This is a genomic window from Dehalobacter sp. TBBPA1, from assembly GCF_040931655.1.
Taxonomy (GTDB): domain Bacteria; phylum Bacillota; class Desulfitobacteriia; order Desulfitobacteriales; family Syntrophobotulaceae; genus Dehalobacter; species Dehalobacter restrictus.
Map to the genome: position 1 here is coordinate 2,775,971 of NZ_CP162385.1, position 19,852 is coordinate 2,795,822.

At 42.2% G+C, this 19,852-nt stretch carries 11 protein-coding genes and 1 pseudogene; 3 read left to right on the top strand and 9 right to left on the bottom strand.

Annotated features, from left to right (window positions below):
• Nucleotides 1–94: 94 nt before the first annotated feature.
• The 9 genes from AB3489_RS13635 to AB3489_RS13675 form a co-directional block, all read right to left on the bottom strand.
• Nucleotides 95–1,153 carry an energy-coupling factor ABC transporter permease gene (locus tag AB3489_RS13635; RefSeq protein WP_287705074.1) on the bottom strand — a complete coding sequence of 353 codons (1,059 nt, stop codon included), beginning with the start codon at nucleotides 1,151–1,153 and terminating at the stop codon, nucleotides 95–97.
• Between the two features lie 358 nt (nucleotides 1,154–1,511).
• Nucleotides 1,512–2,561 carry a bifunctional glycosyltransferase family 2/GtrA family protein gene (locus tag AB3489_RS13640; protein WP_287705073.1) on the bottom strand — a complete coding sequence of 350 codons (1,050 nt, stop codon included), beginning with the start codon at nucleotides 2,559–2,561 and terminating at the stop codon, nucleotides 1,512–1,514.
• 162 nt (nucleotides 2,562–2,723) lie between these two features.
• Nucleotides 2,724–4,226: an HD domain-containing phosphohydrolase gene (locus AB3489_RS13645; RefSeq protein ID WP_287705072.1), complete on the bottom strand. Its 1,503-nt coding sequence runs from the start codon at nucleotides 4,224–4,226 to the stop codon at nucleotides 2,724–2,726.
• Nucleotides 4,210–5,982: an ATP-binding protein gene (locus tag AB3489_RS13650; protein WP_368293311.1), complete on the bottom strand. Its 1,773-nt coding sequence runs from the start codon at nucleotides 5,980–5,982 to the stop codon at nucleotides 4,210–4,212. Before AB3489_RS13650 ends, AB3489_RS13645 begins: the two co-directional genes overlap by 17 nt.
• 266 nt (nucleotides 5,983–6,248) lie before the next feature.
• On the bottom strand, nucleotides 6,249–10,559 hold the full coding sequence (locus AB3489_RS13655; RefSeq protein WP_368293312.1) for an amino acid adenylation domain-containing protein: 4,311 nt from the start codon (nucleotides 10,557–10,559) through the stop codon (nucleotides 6,249–6,251).
• Nucleotides 10,560–10,641: 82 nt separating this feature from the next.
• Entirely contained in the window at nucleotides 10,642–11,307 is a 666-nt protein-coding gene (locus tag AB3489_RS13660) for a 4'-phosphopantetheinyl transferase superfamily protein (protein WP_368293313.1), read from the bottom strand.
• Nucleotides 11,308–12,107: 800 nt separating this feature from the next.
• Entirely contained in the window at nucleotides 12,108–13,502 is a 1,395-nt protein-coding gene (locus tag AB3489_RS13665; RefSeq protein WP_368293314.1) for an ATP-binding protein, read from the bottom strand.
• Nucleotides 13,503–13,515: 13 nt separating this feature from the next.
• Nucleotides 13,516–14,205: a response regulator transcription factor gene (locus tag AB3489_RS13670; RefSeq protein ID WP_025206200.1), complete on the bottom strand. Its 690-nt coding sequence runs from the start codon at nucleotides 14,203–14,205 to the stop codon at nucleotides 13,516–13,518.
• A 128-nt stretch (nucleotides 14,206–14,333) separates the two neighbouring features.
• Nucleotides 14,334–14,900 (bottom strand): DUF4342 domain-containing protein, encoded by a 567-nt coding sequence (locus AB3489_RS13675; protein ID WP_368293315.1) that lies wholly within the window; start codon nucleotides 14,898–14,900, stop codon nucleotides 14,334–14,336.
• Nucleotides 14,901–15,207: 307 nt separating this feature from the next.
• Here AB3489_RS13675 and AB3489_RS13680 point away from each other — a divergent pair, with 307 nt between their 5' ends.
• The 3 genes and pseudogenes from AB3489_RS13680 to AB3489_RS13690 all read left to right on the top strand — a co-directional run bounded on the left by AB3489_RS13680 (nucleotide 15,208) and on the right by AB3489_RS13690 (nucleotide 19,852).
• The gene (locus AB3489_RS13680) at nucleotides 15,208–15,639 is read left to right on the top strand and encodes a MarR family winged helix-turn-helix transcriptional regulator (protein WP_025206202.1); all 432 of its coding nucleotides are present in this window, start codon (nucleotides 15,208–15,210) and stop codon (nucleotides 15,637–15,639) included.
• Between the two features lie 63 nt (nucleotides 15,640–15,702).
• Nucleotides 15,703–17,429: pseudogene (locus tag AB3489_RS13685) on the top strand (ABC transporter ATP-binding protein).
• Nucleotides 17,426–19,852 carry an ABC transporter ATP-binding protein gene (locus AB3489_RS13690; RefSeq protein ID WP_368293316.1) on the top strand — a complete coding sequence of 809 codons (2,427 nt, stop codon included), beginning with the start codon at nucleotides 17,426–17,428 and terminating at the stop codon, nucleotides 19,850–19,852. The pseudogene AB3489_RS13685 and the gene AB3489_RS13690 overlap by 4 nt, the downstream one beginning before the upstream one ends.

Genomic DNA, 19,852 nt, shown 5'->3' on the forward strand with positions numbered 1-19,852 from the left:
ACGAACTTGTAAAGTCAGCCATTATTGCTTTTCAATCCTACTTCCGGAACAGAGTAATTCAAGGCAAGGATATCGTTCCCCGCCTCAAGATGGTTCATGCAGTAACTTTCTTCTTCCTTCTCTTCACGGAACGGATAAAGAACCCTATCATGACTGCCAATACGAGTGTCATCGCGCCGCCCACCAATCCGGATACGGTTGTTCCTGCATCTACAGCTGGCCATGCGACCTCAGCGCTTGTCTCTGAGACCTGTTCTTCGCTCACGCTGCTATCATTTTTAAAACTGTAATCCGGCAAAAATGCTGTTTTACTTTGAATATCGGCCAATATGCCATAAATTCCGCCAGACTCTGCCAGTTCCGTGATCCCGGCGGTCTTTTCCATAGACCATTCCAAGCCGTCCGGATTTGACGATGCAAACCAGGAAAGTCCTCCACCGATAATGACTGCTGCAATAGCAAGTCCGTATATAATCCTTTTCATGGAAGTATTGCCTGAGATTTTTCCCGATACCTGCTTCTCAATAAGTTCAGGCCTCGCTTTCCATACAAAAGTGAGCACTGCGGCGGTAACCAACCCTTCTACAATCCCGATTGCAAGATGAATAGGCTGCATCATAAGTACAAAAGTTGAAAACGGAAGCTCAGTCTTTCCAGAAAAAAACGTCTCCAAGACAACGCTGAAAGCTCCCAACTGAAGCCCGACAACTGCTGCAATCATCGAGCCAGCCATAATACGTTTAGCCGAAATCCCTTTCTTAATAAACCACTTGGATATCAGCGGATAAGCAATAAAACAGGTATAGAATCCCAGGTTGAATACATTGCAGCCGTAGGCCAAAAGTCCGCCATCGCCAAAAAACAAGGCCTGTATCAACAATATTGATGCCATGGCCAGGAACCCGGCGTACGGCCCAAGCATAGCAGCTAGAATCAGCCCTCCTCCAAGATGTCCGCTGGAACCCGTTCCTGGAATCGAAAAATTAATCATCTGGGCTGCAAAAACAAAAGCTCCCATAACTCCCATCAAAGGAACCTTTTTTTCCTCCATATCGTCTTGAATTTTTTTTATCGAATAAGCCGCTACCCCTGCGGTAGCAACCCACATGGTTCCACCAATAACCGGCGAAATCAAAGCATCTGCCATATGCATTCCCCAACACCTCTATATTTCTGTATATTTTTCACAGACTTTTCAACAAGGCATCAATTTCTGCTTTGTAATCGAAAAGCAATCTTGCTTAGATCAATTATAAATTACTCTTCAATTTTTACAATCCTGGTAGGGGGGATACATCGCATATCTTCTTCATCATTTATTCTATTTGTGCGTTGAACTAAGAATAAACCCTATATCCAGCTGTTCAATTAACTACGGCAGGAGGTCCTATGTTCAAACCAATGCCCATTAAGGTATCAAACCTTGCACAAAACAAAAAACCGGGCGTGGCCACGGACTTCAAAGCAAATCTTCTTTTTCCTTTTTATGAACATTCGTCAGTGGGTCAGTGTTATTTTTTATTTACCGTGATCAGGGGTTTTTTTTCCGAACTAAACACAAAGTTGCGCTGAGACCAGTAACTGAATAAGAAAAGTGTTAATTCGGTGATAATTTTGGCAAAGACTAATGGTGCGCCGATCAGAATGTGAAAGAGATACATCAGCCCGTAATTGCAGGCCATGATAAATATGACGAGTGAAAAATATTTCGGGGCGGATTTATGATGTTCCGTGCTTTTGTTCCGGGAAAAGACAAAGTAATGATTCATGCTGTAATTGAAAATAGAACTGCAGACTCTTGCCCCGACTACTGCGATCAGCAGATTTGATGTAGCGAATTGAAACAACAGCAGCAGAGCAAAGTCAAGCGCTCCGGACATCAAAGAAGAGGTACAAAATTTAAGGATCGGGTAATATACTCTGGCTGAATCTGAAAAGGTCCGAAAATGGGAAGACCTGTTTTTTTCGTCATATACTGTATTGATCCATACTTCGTAGAACGAATAGCCTGCTGCCTTCGCTTCGAGCAGAATGTTCATTTCATATTCGAATCTTTTTCCCTGGATACTGCCTAACCAGTCCAGCATATCGGCTGAATACCCTCTTAGACCTGTTTGCGTATCCGTCAAATGCGAACCCGAAGAAACAGAAAATACTGCCCGGGTTACCGTATTTCCGAAACGGCTGCGCGGAGGAACTTTGCCGCAAAACTTCCGGGAGCCAAGAACGATAAATTCGCGGCGTTCTTTGGCAACCTGGGCAACTCTGATGATATCTTCAGGCAAATGCTGTCCGTCACTGTCGGCACAGATAACCCCTTCTTTTTCACCTTTTTCCTTGATATATCGGAATCCCGTCTTCAGGGCAGCCCCTTTGCCTTCATTGGTCGGATGTGTTAATACGGTGCAGCCCAATTTGCCTGCGTCCTGGAATATCCTGCTATAAGGCTTACCGCTGCCGTCGTCTACAATCACAATCTGAAAATCGCACTTTTCTTTTATATTCTCTATCAACCTGAGAAGCCGTTCATCCGGTTCATAGGCTGGTATAAGTATCGTCATCGAATTTCCTCCTTACATTACTGCACGATTATATCTATTATTGTAAGGATTCATTATGTCCGTTTCGTGAACTTTCAATTACGGTTTTATGAATTCAAACATCAATATCATTGGTAAAACAATAGTGAACGCCATACCTTTTTCGAGTATGCTCGAATGATTTTATTCAAATGTTGAAGCAACTTCCTTAGCCATTTGTTCGAAATCAGACAGCTGGTGGATGAATTTTTCAACCACTTCCACATCGAATTGGGTCCCGGATCCCTGAATGAGCTGATTCCTAGCTTCCTCAAACTTCAGTCTGGAGCGGTAGCGGCGGTCGGAAATCATCGCATCAAAAGCATCGGCAACAGAAATAATTCTCGCCAGGAACGGGATTTCATCTTTTGTCAGCCCTTCCGGATATCCTTTGCCGTCGATGCGTTCATGGTGGCATTTGACAATCGGAACCACCTCTTTGAACATCGATACAGCCGACAGGATTCTCGCCCCTTTCAAGGGGTGTTTTTTAATTTCTTCATACTCTTTCTCGTTCAGCTTCTGGGACTTAAATAAAATATCATCTGAAGTACCGATTTTCCCCACATCATGGAAAATACCGCTGATCCGCAGCAATTCGAGCTCCTCCTTGGAGAAATGGAAAGCCTCACCGATCTTAACGGCAAAATAGGCTACTCTGTCGGAATGACCGCGGGTATAAATATCCTTTGCATCGACGACCATTCTTAGGGCTTCAATCGTATCCATGTAGGTTTCTCTGAGCTGATCATATGTTTTATTCAGCTCATCATTTTTAATATTCACCAGGGAATGCAGAAACGCATTATTGATGGATGAGGAGGCCTGGTTGGAATAGAGCTCAAGCAGTTTCAGTCCATCCTCAAGATCGTCCCCTTCTACAAAAATAATGCCAATGTCCTGAAGATATTCGTTGATCAGAGGAATAATTACTTTTTTATCAAGCTTAACGACCTTTTTATTGATCCTGGCGCTGCCGATAAACTCCATCAGTTCCGGATCAAGCATTTCCATGAAATCGGCCACTTTTTTCTTATATTTTCCGATCCCTTTAAAGATGCTGTTATTGCCGGAACTGATCCTGGTGATATCATCGATCAGAATAAAAGCATTCTTGCTGTTGACCAAAGGCAGGATTTCAGCCAGGATATCCTCCAGAATGTTATCTATCGGCTGAAGCTGATAGATTTTTGGAACAGACTGCAGAATTTTGTTCAGGCCTTCCTGGAACTTCTTGATCGTCCGCATTTGGGAAATCGATTTGATCCCGGATTCAACGAGCAGGAGCAGCTGGTCAAAGCGGTCACCTTTTTCACAGTAACCTTGGATTTCCAACGCTTTGATGGTTTCCAGCGGCGGAGCAAGATCCTTGTGTCCTGTCAGCAAAAGAATATACAGTTCGTTGTTGAATTCTCTGATTCTCTCTACGACCTTGTCTCCATGGATCGGATACATTAAATAGTCAAGAATCAACAAATCGTACTTCTCTTCACGGACTTTTTCGATAGCCTCCAGTGGATCGGTCAGTCCGACGAATTGGTAGCCGCTTCTTTTCAGGACGACGGACAGCGAATCAATGATTCCTGGTTCGTCATCAACAATTAAGATTTTGTAGTCCAGATTAACGCGATTAGTTGAACGTCTCATCGTTAGCCTCCTGTATGTGTGCGGATAGATAAGGAATCGTGATATAGAATGTAGTGCCAACGCCTTCCTGCGATTCAAACTTCATATTGCCCGAAAATCGTCCTTTAATTGTAGAATACGACATGTATAGTCCAAGACCTGTTCCATTTTTACCTTTGGTCGTAAACATTTCCTTGAACAGTCTTTTCTGCACTTCCTCAGGGATACCCTTACCATGATCGCTTAAAGCAAATTTGAGGTTATGTCTTTCTTTGTAAATGCTGAAACCGATTTCTCCGGTTTGCCCTTCATAGGCATGCATTGCGTTGATAATCAGATTGTCAAATACTTGTACCAGGCTGTTCAGTTCTCCTCGTATTTCTGTCTGCAGATCAATTTGAAAATCAGGTTTAAGCTTGCAGTGGTATTTTTTCAGCTCATGCTTCATCAAAACATCAATTCTTTTGACCAAATCTTCCACGGTAAACTTATCTGAGCCTGCGTAGTTCATCTGTACCGCCTGACCTTTAACTGCACTGATAATGTCTGTCATATAGGAACAGTATGGCTTCATCTTATCGAGCCATTCCTGCATCTCTTTCGCAATCTCATAATGATCGGCTGGTGATACAGCTTGATCTTCAATAGATTCCTTGTATTCATTCGTTAAATCCTTGAGTGCTTCGATACCTCCGGCAATCGACATGATCGGTGTTTTCAGGTTATGGGCGATTCCGCCGATCAGCTGGCCAAGCGAAGCCAGCCTCTCCTGTTCCAGAATGATAGCCTGATTTTCTTTCATCGATTCAATATTCGCTTTTTCTTTTTCCTGGATTTTATTGAAGGCAATAATCAGATCTCCAATTTCGTCATTGGAGGTGATCGCCAGCTTCTGATCGAGGTCAACGTTAACGCCATGCGAAATGTCGGAGAGGTTTTTGGCCACCCTTGAAACGTCTTCACCGAGGGACCTGGAGAAGTAGTTTAAGACGATAAAGTTTAAAATAAACAGTGCAATGAAACTAACAATAAAATAGAGTACAGTATTATTGGAAGATATATCATATTTGATCCCCAAAATATAAGATCCGTCTTGACCATTTACTTTAATAGAAGCCCCTTGGGAATCGAGTCCATAACCCTCAAATATTCTTCCGCCATACTTATCTGACACATCAATAGCATATTGAATAAAAAAGTCATTCGCGTCCATGTTGTCCAAGGAAATATATTTTCCACTCGGTGTAATCAAAAATCTGGAATCCGTTTTCTCATTTAACAGCTTGATATGACTTAAAACCTCTCTCGCCTTTGCTTCATCATAAATGCTGCTTACTTCATACTGCTGAAGCTGATCCTTATAGACATCAAAGATTAAATCGCCTTTTTCGGTTATTAATCTTGAATACCCTACCAAAGAAGTAAATAAAATAGCCAGGATAATTGTTGGTAAAACATGAAGCAGAATTTTTCCGCGGACACTTAATTTTATTCCCTGGAGTTCGTTGTACCGAGAAGTGTTTAACAATATTTTTGTAAAAATTCTTTTAGAGAATATAAACGAAAAAAGTGCAGCGAGCGTAGCAAATGAAAAACTTAAGATCAGAATCTTATAAATCATAACGGCAGGATGACTGCCGGTAAAAACTAAAATTAAGATAATAACCAGCATAGAAACCACAATTTGCCCCATATAGATGATATAGGGCAGATTTAAACACTTTTTACGAATCTTCAGCAATTTATTTTGTGAATCAGGAGAATTATCATTAAGCAAAATTGCCCATTCATCAATATCTGACAATGTTTTTTTGAGAAAAATAAAGCTTGGAACAAGAATTAAGATTGTTATTATCGAAAACTGTGCCATATAGGAGATGTAGGATACCTTTACATCAAAATTTGTATTAATTGAACCAGGTGCATAATTAAATATAAAAGGTATCAGAAAATAGATAACAATGACAGTACATAAAATAACAAAATTATAAATCAAGGTTATCTGAAGACTAATACTTTTATTAAAATATTCCCTATGTTTATTTAACATACGACATCCCTTTTACCTTGGTTTTCTTTCAAGTAATTTATTCTGAACATGTATTGCAGAATTTGGGAAATGTATTCCTTGCTGATTTCCGGCCAAGCAAAGTTCTCGTTATTCAATACTTTTTGAGTCAATTCTGATTTAACATTGACCGTTTGTGAATAAGCAGAAAATCTTCCTTTAAGCAGCTCGTTGACAGCAGGACTGATGTTATGGTCTTTCATATTCTTTTCAACGATTTGGACAAAGATATCATTCGGAACAACTTCAATATCAGTACCAAGACTGTTTAAAATCTCAACTACTTTGGCCAGACTGACAGTTTTATGATTAAACAAATGGAAAATACGTGTTCCGGCAGATAAATTGATTAACTTGGCTATCGCTTCACTGCAACAATCAACCGGAGTAAATTCCAATTGTTCATCCGCCCAGATTTCCGGAACAAAACCAAGCTCAATAATTGCTTTGATCCTCTCATAGAAACCATTTTCCTGAATGTTTTTCTGAAACTGTCCGTCATTGTAACGACCGGTCAAAACGCCGATGCGATAAACATCCGCCTTCAAACCATTTTTGACGTTCTGGTAAATGAAGCGTTCCGATTCAAACTTGCTTTTTACGTAAACATTCCCACTGTAATCCTGTCCGATATACAAGTCTGATTCTGTAAAATCTACCTTTTCCTCGTGAATATTATTTGTAAGATAATTTCCGGAGACTGTGATCGAAGATACATAGTTCAGACGAATATCCCCCTGCAGACAAAAGTCAGCTACTCTTTCTGTACCTTTAATGTTGACATCCAGATAGTCCTCATATAAACCGTAATGCTTTACGATTGCGGCTGAATGAATGACTAGATCGATCTTATCCAGAAGGTATTGATAAATATTACTATCCAGCCCCAGCTGAACCTGCGTGACGTCACCGGGAATAATGATAATCCGTTCATCTAATTCCTGACTGTATTTTCCGTTGAAATAGAAATCCAGTTGTTTGCGCAGTTTATCTTCTGCTTCACAAATCGTTTTCCCTCGCAGTAGACAGTAGATATTACAGTCTTTTTGCTTAAGAAGCTGTTCGAGCAAATGTATACCTAGAAAGCCGGTAGCTCCAGTAAGCAGGACATGTTGTGCCTTCTTTAGGCAGGGCTTAATATCATAATCAAGTGCAATATCTTTGACAGGATCATCCTTGATTTTCATGCTATCTATGGTGTTTTTAGCTGATTCCATGCCGTCAGATATTTGTCTGATCGTCTGATATTCATAAAGCTCCTGAATTCCGATATCAATTCCTTTTTTCATTAACAGGACTTGAAGCTGAACAATCGTCAGTGAGTCTCCACCTAAATCAAAGAAATTATCATCAATACCGACGGATTTTCTGCTCAACAACGAACACCATACTTTAGCGATTTTACGTTCAGTTGGATTTCTTGGTGGAACAGGTTTGACTGCTTTTTCTTCATACTCTGGCAGCGCATTTCTGTCTATCTTATTATTCGGAGTTTTAGGTATGAAATCGACCGGGATAATATGGCCCGGAACCATATAGTCAGGCAGATACTGAGCTAAATAGGCTTTTACCTCGGTACTGCCTATATCGGTGTCTGCAACAATATAAGCACATATTACTTTGCTATTGTTTGAATTCTCTTTGACAACCGCAACTGCCTCTCTGATATGAGGATGTTTAAGGAGCCTGTCCTCAATCTCTCCAAGTTCAATTCTATATCCCCTGATTTTAATTTGATAATCAGTTCTTCCCAGAAATTCAATATCCCCTTCCGGATACCATCTGGCAAGATCGCCCGTTTTATATATTGTACCGCCTTCATCAAATGGATTCTCAATAAATCGTTCAACGGTTAATCCTTCCTTCTCAAAATACCCCTTGGAAACACCCATCCCACCAATATATAGGTCTCCGGGAATTCCGATAGGCAGTAAATTCAAATACCGGTCAAGGATATAAATTTTCGTATTGGCAATAGGTTTGCCAATATGGGGACGGCCTTCAGCAGTAAGATCAGCAACTGTTGACCATACTGTTGTCTCCGTTGGTCCGTACATATTATAAATTTTTGCTCTGCAAACACTCTTAAGATTATTTAATAGCGTAGGAGTAAAAACCTCACCACCGATCATAATTTCCGAAAGATTCATTAAACTAGCTAACTCTAGTTCGCTGTTTAAGAGTAACTGGATTCTTGAAGGAGTTACTTGAAACATCTTGACGTTATTTTTAAGTATTACATCATTCAATTCTTTCGGTATGATCTGCTGTTTTTCATTTGCGACGACTACAGTCAACCCTTTACTCAGCGGCAGCAGTGATTCAAGAACAAATATGTCAAACGAAATCGTTGTGACTGACAGCATGACCTTCTCGGGAGAAAAGTCAATCTTTGCCGTTATTCCCGAAATCAGATTCACGACGGCTGAATGCTGGACCATGACACCCTTGGGCTTTCCAGTCGAACCGGAGGTATAAATTAGATAGGCAATATCCTGTGGTGTATTGACTTTCTGCAGGTTAGCTAATCCGGTCAGCTGTTCATTGTTACTAAAAACGTCGATAATTTCCCCGTTGAAATGGATCTCTTTCATGAGTTTCTGACAGGTCAACAGAATAGCAGTATGGCTATCCTCGAGCATGTAATCGATTCGCTGGGACGGATAGTCCGGATCAATCGGCAGGTAAGCACCGCCTGCTTTCAGTACTGCCAGGATCGCTATCATCATCTCCAGAGAACGTGGAACAAAGATTCCTACAAATTTGTTAGGCCCAACACCTTTGTCCCTGAGCACTTTAGCAAGCCGGTTCGCTCTTTGATTCAACTCATAGTAGGAAATACTGCTCTCCTCAAAAATCAATGCTGTCTTGGCAGGCGTTTTTTCTGCTTGTTCTTCGAATAACTGGGCAACCGTTTTATTGTGAGGAAAGAATAATCCGGTGTCATTGAACTCACACAGGATTCTCTGCTTTTCCTTTTCTGAAATCATCTCTAGTCTGGAGATTTTTTTCACGGAATTGTCCAGCGCATGCCAAAGAATTCTCAGCACATGGTCATGAATAAATTCAATTTCCTTGCTATAGAAAAGATCCGTCAGATAGTCATAGTCAATAATGATATTGCCGTCGTCTTCGCGTTCGTTAATATGAATATAAAGTGATTCTGTCTGGTGACCGCAAAAATGCCATCTGCCCTCACAGCTATTGATATCACTATTCTTAATAAATTTGGCATTTTGGTAAGATACGGCAATTTCATATAATTTTTCGATACTTCTGTTGTGTTTTCTGACATGTTTTAAAATTTCATCATACGGATATTTTTGATGCCTCAGGATATCCATCCAGTTTCTGGTCAGCTTATGGCAGAAATCCTGAAAATTCGTATCATTATCGATATTAACCCTAAGCGGTATCGTGCTGATGAACATTCCGACTGTTTTCTTTTCCCGAGCATTGGCTCGGTTCAGTACTGGCACCCCAAGAACAATATCTTCTTTATTGGATATTCTGTTGATATAAATACAGAGCGCGGAAATATAAAGGGTAAAAATCGATGTTTTATTTTCCAGGCAGTATTGAGAAATTTCTCTGGACAATTTATTTGGAATTTTAAACGTTTTTCTAACAGCTTCAGTATGGCTAATCTTGGCTGCTTTGCTTTTCAGCGTGGTCATTTCTGGTGTATCCGTAAAGACATTCTCCCAGTATTCCTTATCTTTGATATACCTGGGAGAATGCAGATATTCAAGCTCACTATTGACATATTCTAAATAAGAAGGATCATTTTCCTGTTCATAGGAAACGCCTTCTTCCAGCATATTGTAATTCTCCATAATTTTATTGCCTATATAAACAACAGTCCACCCATCAGAAATCAGATGGTGGATTTTGCAGTATATCACATTCTCTTTTCCGCTGATTTTAATAATAGAAAAATAAACCAGTGGGCTGTCGTTAATGGTAAATGGTTTTTTGGTTTCCTCCTGATCCCAGGCATACAGCCGTTTGAGGCCGCCGCTTTCGCTGAAATCGAATAAATCTATTTTCGTATATGCAAATTCGGCAACATATTGGAATACCTGTCCGTCCTTTTCCTTAAACCTGAGCCTGAGCGCTTCATTTTTCTCGATCACAAGGTTGATGGACTTTTCGAGAAGCCTGAGATCTATGCTGTCTTTAATTTTCAGGGTTGAAGCAATATTGCCGATACTGGTTCCTGGATGAAGTTTCTCTAAATACCAAATACTTCTTTGCGGGATTGATAACGGATAATACTCGACCATAAAACAGCGGCCCTCCATAGATCTGCAAATTTTCCCATACCCTGTCGACTTGATCAACCCAGGTACATGTATTCAGAGAAGCTCAAAAGTCTGAATATTGGATGTTTACTACATGAATCTTGGGACTGAATTCTTTTTCGCAGCCGCATGCTGCCACAGCGTAACCCGGATCAAATGGATAAATATGAAAGTACAGCCCTTCATTCGGATAAGAAAAACTGGCTCCGGCCATGCTGGAAAAATCAGCTTCTTTAAGATTACCCGCAAGGCCTGTACCCTTTGCTTTAAAATAGCTTTCTTTAAGCGTCCAAAGTTTAAAAAAGTATTCTTTTTTCCTGTCCAGGCTAAGCCCCGTTAAGAAAATGTTCTCTTGTTCGGTAAAATGCTGCCTGGCGATCTCTGGGTCAACCGGTCTGATTCGTTCGAGATCAACACCTACTTCTTGACTGCTTATCGCACAAACAACCCATTCTCCGGAATGGGCAACACTGAAATGAAATGCATCCAGGTCTTTGACATAAGGCTTGCCATAATCGTTTACACCAAAAGAAATTTCAGCATTTCCTCGAAAATAATTTTCCCTGACGATTTTGCGAATGAGCAGTTCTCCCAGTAAAGATCTTTTTACATCATCTATGTACTTCAACCTGGCCAAACTGCTTTTTCTTTTTCCCGAGATCAATTGCGTATAGGCATTAATCTCATTTTCGCAGATACATGCTAAATTACAACCAAATAGGTTAATCATGGAACATTAATTCTTTATTTTTCCGGAAATTCCTTTAACAAAATCCATATTAGGTGTAATTTTTAAGTCATATAATTAGGTAGTAAACTTTCTAAAAACCTGTAAATCAAAAAAATAGGACACCCTGAGTCATATTCTAACATTTGAAAATGTGATAAGCAATTTTTTTCGACAATATAAGGCATTTTTTACATTTTCCTTGAATTTGCTGCAGAAGGTCAGAAAGACAACGTGGCGCTTATGGCTCATGCTGTCTTTCTGTCTATCGAAGAATCGTTGATTGCCCAACCATCTTAGATTGAATAAGAAAAATGTTATTCAGATCATTTAGAAAACGATCCCCATTGCAATTAAGAGGAGAATGATAACCACTACGATCGCGATGCCGCAGAGGCAACCGCCGCCGCCAAATGTTCCGCCGAAAGTACCTGCTCCAACTGCCATGTTTTTCACCTCCCGGTCAAAGAATACTATACCTGATAAATGCTGCATGCCAAAAATTGATTTAGAAGATAACGCCCAGAGCAATCAGGATCAGTACTGCAATAGCGATTATGCCAACACCGGCACCCATTCCGCAGCCGCGGCCATAACCATAAGAACTGTACATATTTTTTCCCCCTCCTCATATCTTAACTTCATAAGAACTGATTTCGAGATATCTTATTCAGAAGCCAGGCAAATTGCAACCTTAATTTTCCAATATTTCTATTAATTACTTTATGCATAGCAAAAAAGGAAAGACATATGTCTCCCCCTATCTCCCGGGTTCGTACTATTGTAAATCACGTATTGTTGTGCTAGGAGAGCAGAATAATAAATTCAGAACCTTCTCCGACTTTGCTTCGGACTGTGATTCTACCATTGTGGCCCAGGATAATGATCTTGGCAATCGCGAGTCCCAAGCCATAACCGCCCCGGTCCTTCGTTCTGGACTGGTCGGAGCGGTAGAAACGGTCAAAGATGTGCTTCAACTCTTCATTTGTCATACCTGCGCCGGTATCCTTAATACTTATCGCAATGGACTCCCCTTCTTTGCTAAGACGGACCGTAATCTGTCCGCCAGCCGGTGTATATTTCATCGCATTGTCCATAAAGATCCGACAGGCCTGTTTCATTAGGTTTCGATCCCCAAACATAGAGATTTCCTGATTGAGCTCATTATTGATTTGATGCCCGGAATCGATGATCTGGGTCTCTTTGATGACTTCCAGGAGCATTTCCGTGAGGCTGAATTCTTCCTTTTGATAGGCGAGCGTACTGTTGTCATGCCTGGCAAGAAACAGCAGTTTGTCAATCAGCTCCTGCATATTCCCGGCTTCATTTTTGATAGCCGTTATTGATTCCTGAAGAACTTCCTGATCGTTTTTTCCCCAGCGATCCAGCATAACTGCATAGCCCTGTATCACGGCAATCGGTGTCCTTAGCTCATGCGAAGCATCGGATACAAACTGTTTCTGCCTATTATATTGGTCCTCTATTCTGTTCATCATTTCATTAAAGGTAAGCGCCAGTTCCTTCAGTTCATTTTTTGACCCGCCTACATTCAGCCTTAAATTCAGATTCTGTTCTGAAATTCCCTTTACCGTCTGGGTCATTTCGCGTATCGGTTCGAAAATTCCTCTCCCTGATAAGGCAATCGCAATCAGAGCCAGGAACAAGGCCGGTAAAAAGACAAAGAGCATAATCCTGGCGATGAACAGGATATCTGTAATTTCATCCTGAATGTTGGAAAAGATAATCATTCTGCCTGAAGTTCCGGCTGTTTCAAAATCCCTGTTAACGGATATGTAGATGTTTCCTTGATCCTTGGCCAATCCGAGCCAGTACTCAGAACCATATTCCCTCAAATTCTGGTCCGTAGCCATGAGCGTCTGCTGGCCCCGTTCAAAGATACGAAGCGGGGTCTGATGCTCCCGAGAGTAGGTTTCCAGTTCGAAATAAATCCTGCTTTCCGTGCTGAGAATCTTCTGGATTTCCAAATAATCCTGCTTAACCGTTTCCTGGATTCTAAATCCACCATAGACCAAAATGACGATAAGGCCCGCTCCCAACACTGTCCGCAAAAGTATGCCTGTATACCCCAAGGAAAGCTTTAAGCGAATTGAATAAGCGATCCTTTTCTGGATAAACGCATAAAGAAGCATAAAAAGATAAACCGGGAAAAAGATCACCTTTAAGATGTTTTTGAACATGTCCTTATCCGTTTTATTTTTGGTCATCATATTTTAAAAGATACCCGACCCCTCTTACGGTATGAATAAGTACCACATCATATCTTTGGTCAATTTTATTGCGCAGATACTTAATATAGACATCGGTGACATTGGTGTCTCCATAGTAGTCATATCCCCAGACATGGTCGAGGATTTTTTCGCGCGACAATACAATGCCTTTATTCTCCATCAAATATTTCAGAAGTTCAAATTCTTTCTTGGAGAGGGATATGTCTATCCCCTGATAGGTAACCCGATATTCATCCTTATACAAAATCAACGGCCCGGCTGCGATCACATTATTTTGATCTTCCTTTTTCCCTCTACGCTTCAGGATCACTCTGATCCTGGCAAGCAACTCTTCAATTGCAAATGACTTGGTCATATAGTCATCGGCCCCGCTGTCAAGCCCCATTACTTTATCGGAAACATCATCTTTGGCAGTCAGCATGATGATCGGGATGTCCGATTCACGCCTTACTCTCCGGCAAATTTCAATACCACTGAGGCCGGGAAGCATAAGGTCCAGAATGATCAAATCTGCCTTTCCCGAGACTGCTTTTTCATAGCCTTCCCTTCCGTCGTGAGCAAGTTCTACCTCATAACCTTCATGGGCAAGCTCTAGTTCCAGGAACCTGGCTATTTTTACTTCATCTTCAATGACCAGAATTCTGGTTTTCATCCTTTCCTCCGCCCTCAATCAAAGTATTACGACGACTCCATTATAATCGGAAATGAACCTGTAAACAACACAGGTTCATTTCTCATCAGCTCCTATCTCATCACTGGCACCCAGTCCATTTATCGGTACTAACCAATCGTGATCTCATTGTAGCCGTCTTCTTTTTTATCTTCATTCTTGGGGCCGGCTTCGGCCTGCGGACTGTTTTCTTGTTCTGTAGCCGGCTTTTCCCTCATTTTATCAGCCGCGGTTCTCACTTTGCTGCCAATACCGTCGACAAACTCGTTGATATTAACGTCCTGCCCCTTTTCCTTTCTGATCCTAATCCGGTAGCCCATTACGTACAGCAGGATAAAAGCTGCAACATACAGCCCTATGATCGGCATTGTGATCAACACCGCCACAATCAGAATAATGATCGGTATATTTAGGATAATGTTCTGATCCTTTTCAATTATAAATCTTGTGACGCAGCCTTTTTGAATCAATGCCTTCACTTTTTTGCCAAAGCTCTGTTCTTTTGGACAGGTTTTCTGATTGGAACTTGAATTTGATTTATTCCCATGCATTTTTTCAAAGGCAATGATCGCATCAATCAAATCCCCGTCATACTTTTCTAATAGTTCTTTGGCTTCCTGATAACTGCAGTTGGTCCTTTTTCTCATCTCATCAATTTGTTCCATGCTGATACTCATAATTTTCATCTCCATTTCTAAACTATAGCTCTATTGTAATAACGTCAGATGAGACTGCGCTTAATTCAGGATTAAAACTTGATTAGAGTTTTGCATACACAGTATTATGGTTATGGTATAAACAAGGCACTTCGCTCATGAATGATCTTCGTTCGGCATTCGTTCAACCATGGACATCAAAATAAGACAAAATAGTCTTCGAAATATAGTTGACAACGTTTTCCCGGATCAATATAATAATTTTCATGCGAAACATTTGCATGAGAAATATCAGTATTTTTATACGGGTTTAAGGAGGCCTGTTTCTATGCAAAATAACCCCAGCGAAGTGGAAATTGTACAACTTTTTTCCGAAATTGGCAGATCTCTGAAGAAGACAATGCGTAAAAGTTTTGAATGCAACGGTTTAACGATGCCGCAAAGCATGGTGATGAGCACCCTGATAAAACGCGGTGAAATGAAGATATCCGAAATAAGCAGCGAACTGCATCTTTCCAACAGCACGATCTCAGGTATTATTGACCGTCTGGAAAAGCATGATTTGGTCATTCGGACCAGAAGCGAACAGGACAGACGCATTGTCTATGTTAAAGTGAGTCCAAAGTATGTTGACTTTCACCGGGAATTTCATCACCAAGCCGAAAAAGACTTGCAGAAAATACTGAGCAGAGCTACCCCTGAAGATATGAGAAAAATATTAGAGGGTTTGACTGCTTTAAAGAAGATCCTGGGTCAATGATGTACCTGATCTTCTTAAACAAAAGACACTCTAAACATTATAAGTGAGAAAGGATTTTTGGTTATGCTGAAATTATACCGTTATTTAAAACCTTTTAGACATCTGGTTTACGGCGTATTCATCCTCATTTTTCTCCAAACGCTCGGTGATCTGTATCTGCCTACGCTGATGTCAGATATCATCAATGACGGCGTCATGAATGGTGATACGCAGAAGATTTTGCATATAGGAGGAGTCATGCTTCTGGTCGCCGGAGCAGCCGCTGTATTTTCCATCCTGGCCAGTTTTTTATCCGCCAAGGCTGCCGTAGGGTTAGGAACTGTTTTGCGGAGCAAACTTTTTGGGAGAATCGAAAGTTTTTCTTTACATGAATTTGATAAAATCGGCACCGCGACGCTCATTACCCGGACGACAAATGACATCAACCAGGTCCAGACGGTTACCATCATGATTATGCGCATGATGATCAGCGCCCCGATCATGGCAATCGGCGGAATCATCCTGGCTTACCGGGAAGATAAGGCCCTTACTTGGGTATTTGCTGTCGCCATACCGGTTCTAGCAATTGTCATTGTGATGATTGCTTCCAAAATGATACCGCTGTTTCGATTGGTCCAGGGAAAAATTGACAGGATCAACCTGGTACTCAGGGAAAAACTTACCGGCGTCCGGGTCATCCGCGCCTTTAATACGATTGAACATGAAAAAAGCGTTTTGATGCCGCCAACGTCGATCTCACAGACAACTACATTAAAGTAAATAAAATCATGGCATTTATGATGCCGACGATTATGCTGATTATGAACTTAACTTCACTGGCAATTCTTTGGTTTGGAGGCATCCGCATCAGTATCGGCGATATGGACCTGGGAGCCCTTTCCGCATTTACGCAGTATGCGATGCAGATCATGATGTCCATGTTGATGCTAGCCATGATGTTCATTATGGTTCCCCGGTCTCAGGCTGCAGCTGTCAGAATCAATGAAGTCCTGGAAACCGTACCTGAAATTGAAGATGCCAAGGACCTGAAGGATACTTTCACCGGTAAAGGCTATGTGGAATTCAAAGATGTCACCTTTAGTTACCACGGCGCAGAAGAACCCGCTATCCGAGATATATCTTTCGCCGCACGGCCTGGTGAATTCACAGCGATCATTGGCAGCACCGGTTCAGGGAAATCAACGCTTATCAACCTAATACCAAGGTTTTATGATGTCGACAGCGGCTCCGTCCTGATCGACGGTGTGGATGTCCGGGATATATCCCAGGAAAACCTTCGTCAGAAAATTGGTTTTGTGCCGCAAAAAGCGGTCCTCTTTTCGGGAACGATTGCCGAGAATATCCAGTTTGGCGGCAAACAGGCCACTGAAGAAGAAATTCAGCATGCTGCAGAAGTTGCCCAAGCCGCTGAATTTATCACCAAAATGGACGGTGGGTATGACCATGTCATCGCCCAAGGCGGCACCAATGTTTCCGGTGGTCAGAAACAGCGGTTGGCTATTGCGCGGGCCTTGGTCCGCAAGCCGGAAATCTATATTTTTGACGATAGTTTTTCTGCCCTGGATTTTAAAACGGATGCGCGTCTGCGAGCAGCGCTGAAACAGGAGATTGCCGAGGCAACCATCCTTATTATCGCCCAAAGAGTAGGCACCGTCATGGACGCGGATCGAATCATTGTCCTGGACAATGGTCAAATCGCAGGCATTGGGACGCATAAGGAACTGTTGAATAGCTGCGAAGTCTATCGTGAAATTGTCTCATCCCAGCTGTCAGAGGAGGAAATCGCATGAGCGGCGAAAATAAAAACCAAAACACGATGCGCAATCGGCAGGGCCAAAGAGGGCCGGGGGGACCGGGGGGACCGGGGGGACCGGGCAGCCACTTTGGTGCTCCCGTAGAAAAAGCTAAGAATTTCCGCGGAAGTCTGGCAAGGCTCCTTCGGTATTTAAAACCGCATAAAGTCCATTTAATTGTTGTATTGATCTTTGCAATCGCCAGTACATCTTTTACAATTGCAGCTCCTAAGGTAAGCAGTAAAGCAATCAACAAACTGCAGGATGCTTATATGGCGAGAATGATGCTGCAAAAAATGTCTGAGGCGCAGGAAAAGGGCGTTGACAGCATTTATACCCAGATGGCCGATGCCCAGCTGAAGGCCGTCGACCAGATCAGCCAGCAGATGGCGGACGCCGGAACCAGTAAACCAACTAACCCTGAATCTTTGAATACAGTCAAAGCACTGATCGCGCTGCCTGCAATTAATACGCTCCAAGATCCGCAGGAAAAAGCCAATACCGTCATTAAAATGTTGGATCTCCTCAATGCACTGCCAAATATGGGGGGGAACAGCACCGACAACAACACTCAGAACGGAACGGTGAAAAAGATCGATGCGGAAAGTATGAGTACAATCAAAACCTTCCTGCAATTACCGATGCTGAGTTCGGTGACGAATGCCGAAGAAAAAGCGGTTGTTTGCCAAAAGATTATTGATTTAGGGGAAAAGATGTCCGCAACCAGCGCGACAGGCTTGGATATGCCGAATACCCAGCAAAATGTCGAGTTTACCGATGATCAAATCAATGGCGCCATTACAGCGATCAGAGAAACGAACGGTGAATACGATTTCCATTATATCGGCATGATCGCCTTGATCCTGATTGGCATGTATCTCATCAGCGCCTTGTTCAGCCTGATCATGGGTCTTGTGATGTCAGGCGTTTCCCAGCGTACAGTCCGGGATCTACGCCGGGTAGTAGATAACAAGCTGGCCAAATTGCCCTTAAAATATTACGATATGCACCCTTATGGTGATATCTTAAGCCGCGTGACCAACGATATCGACACCATTGCCACTACCCTACAGCAAAGCTTAACCCAAATCATTACCTCCGTGATAACAATCATAGGTTATATTATCATGATGCTCACAATCAGTCCGGTTCTCACCCTGATTATTATCGCCTCATTGCCGCTGTATATGCTGTCCACCACAATGATCGCCAAGAAATCCCAAAAATACTTTGCCGTCCAGCAAAAAGAGCTGGGGGACCTCAGCAGCCATGTCGAAGAGATGTACACCGGGCATAAGATCGTTAAGGCTTTTGGCCATGAAAAGGATGCCATCGAAAAATTTGAATCCATCAATAACCGGCTTTATGGCGCAGGTTGGAAAGCCCAGTTCGTTTCCGGGATTATGTTCCCGCTGATGAACTTTATTAGTAATCTCAGTTATGTCGGCATCAGCATTGTCGGGGGCATCTGGATCACGCGCAATCTGTTAGGATTAGGTGATATCCTGGCCTTTATCCAATATTCACGTTCATTTACTATGCCGATCATCCAAACTGCCAATATCGCCAACGTTATCCAGTCTACTATTGCCTGCGCTGAACGCGTCTTTGAAGTTCTAGACGAACAGGAAGAAATTCCTGACAGTCCTGAAGCTGTGATTCTGGATATGCCCAAAGGAAATATCCGCATCGACCATGTCAGCTTCCGCTATACAGAAGATGTCCCGCTAATTGAAGATATGAACCTTGAAGTGAGGCAGGGAGATACCATCGCTATCGTCGGACCGACCGGTGCAGGTAAAACTACTCTGGTCAACCTCCTGATGCGGTTTTACGAGATCAGCTCAGGCAAAATCAGTATTGACGGTGTGGACATCAAGGATATGCCGCGCAGCGAGCTGCGTAAACTCTTTGGGATGGTCCTTCAGGATACTTGGCTGTTTAACGGCAGCATTAAAGATAATATCACCTACTCCAAAGAAGGCGCGACGATGGAGCAAATCGTCCGCGCGGCCAAAGCAGCCCATGCCGACCATTTTATCCGGACACTTCCTGATGGCTATGATACGATTCTGAATGAGGAAGCGACCAATATCTCGCAGGGACAGAAGCAGCTGCTCACTATCGCCCGGGCTATTTTGGCCGATCCGGCAATATTGATTCTCGATGAAGCAACCAGCAGCGTGGACACCCGGACTGAAGTATTGATCCAGAAAGCAATGAAGAACCTGATGAAAGGCCGAACGAATTTTGTAATTGCGCACAGGCTTTCCACCATACGCGATGCTGAACTTATTCTAGTCATGAATAACGGCAGTATCATTGAAACAGGCAATCACAAAGAACTGCTGGCTAAAGGCGGATTCTACGCCGAATTATATAACAGCCAGTTCTCAGAAGACACGGATATTGCGGGATAA

Bases quoted from the DNA above. Each gene is read 5' to 3' on its own strand.
- AB3489_RS13635 (WP_287705074.1), bottom strand. From the start codon at position 1,153: ATGCATATGGCAGATGCTTTGATTTCGCCGGTTATTGGTGGAACCATG.
- AB3489_RS13690 (WP_368293316.1), top strand. From the start codon at position 17,426: ATGAGCGGCGAAAATAAAAACCAAAACACGATGCGCAATCGGCAGGGC.
- AB3489_RS13660 (WP_368293313.1), bottom strand. From the start codon at position 11,307: ATGATTAACCTATTTGGTTGTAATTTAGCATGTATCTGCGAAAATGAG.
- AB3489_RS13680 (WP_025206202.1), top strand. From the start codon at position 15,208: ATGCAAAATAACCCCAGCGAAGTGGAAATTGTACAACTTTTTTCCGAA.
- AB3489_RS13645 (WP_287705072.1), bottom strand. From the start codon at position 4,226: ATGAGACGTTCAACTAATCGCGTTAATCTGGACTACAAAATCTTAATT.
- AB3489_RS13665 (WP_368293314.1), bottom strand. From the start codon at position 13,502: ATGTTCAAAAACATCTTAAAGGTGATCTTTTTCCCGGTTTATCTTTTT.
- AB3489_RS13675 (WP_368293315.1), bottom strand. From the start codon at position 14,900: ATGAGTATCAGCATGGAACAAATTGATGAGATGAGAAAAAGGACCAAC.
- AB3489_RS13640 (WP_287705073.1), bottom strand. From the start codon at position 2,561: ATGACGATACTTATACCAGCCTATGAACCGGATGAACGGCTTCTCAGG.
- AB3489_RS13670 (WP_025206200.1), bottom strand. From the start codon at position 14,205: ATGAAAACCAGAATTCTGGTCATTGAAGATGAAGTAAAAATAGCCAGG.
- AB3489_RS13655 (WP_368293312.1), bottom strand. From the start codon at position 10,559: ATGGTCGAGTATTATCCGTTATCAATCCCGCAAAGAAGTATTTGGTAT.